At 33.1% G+C, this 884-nt stretch carries 1 protein-coding gene; it reads left to right on the top strand.

The features are described 5' to 3' along the window. Window positions 1-576: 576 nt before the first annotated feature. Window positions 577-884: collagen-like protein (locus tag NEH74_RS13585; protein WP_262941481.1), on the top strand; the 308-nt coding region annotated here is incomplete at its 3' end.

The following is an 884-nucleotide window of genomic DNA, read 5'->3' as shown; positions in this document are numbered from 1 at the left end:
CAAATATTATAGAACCAAAACTCCTTAATTTGTTTGGCGATGAATTAAGTGTACCATCTATGTCTTTTTTATTACCATTAAATACGTTTACCAGTTGTCTGACTTAATTATATAATTCAGGAGTTATAAAATCATTCTTCAGGCTAGATGATATTTGATTCATATCTCTCCGTAATAGGTATGTTTTTTTAGCGTTGGATGATTTCCTAACCATATTCTATGAAATAATTTAAGGAGTATTAGATTCGCAATATGATATTATGTCTCCTTTTATGTAATAGGATATTTGATAAAATTTTCGATTGATTTGTAATTAGTAACATTTAATCAATTTAAGGAATGATGCTTGATAATAAAGGTTGGTTGTTTTGTTGAGGAAATAAGGAATGAAGTTTTAACATTCAAATTGAGTAATTTAACACTTCCATTTAGGGAGAACTTTCATAATATATTAAGAAGTGAATAAATCCACTTCATTAAATATCATAGTATTAGAAGTATTAATAGGAAAATTCGTATTTCTAATCAAGGTGATTTAACACAATTAAAATAACTGAAACTACCGAGGTGAATTTCATGTCTAAGGATAATTATGATCCTTATCGCAGTATATATATATCAAATACAAGCGATCATTGTGATTCATATTCATCAGATTATGAATGCGATGATCCTTGTAGATCACGTAGAAATTGTGATGATCCTTGTAGATCACGTAGAAATTGTTGTGAGCGGAAATGTTGTGAACATATAGTATGTCCACAGGGGCCAAGAGGACCAAGAGGACGAAGAGGAGCAACCGGCCCAACAGGACCAACGGGAGCAACCGGTCCAACAGGACCAACGGGAGCAACCGGACCAACAGGACCAACGGGAGCAACCGG

Source organism: Turicibacter sp. GALT-G1, from assembly GCF_025594995.1.
Classification (GTDB): domain Bacteria; phylum Bacillota_I; class Bacilli_A; order MOL361; family Turicibacteraceae; genus Turicibacter; species Turicibacter bilis.
The sequence above is the reverse complement of the archived record's forward strand: the minus strand, read 5'-3'. Positions and strand labels throughout refer to the sequence as shown.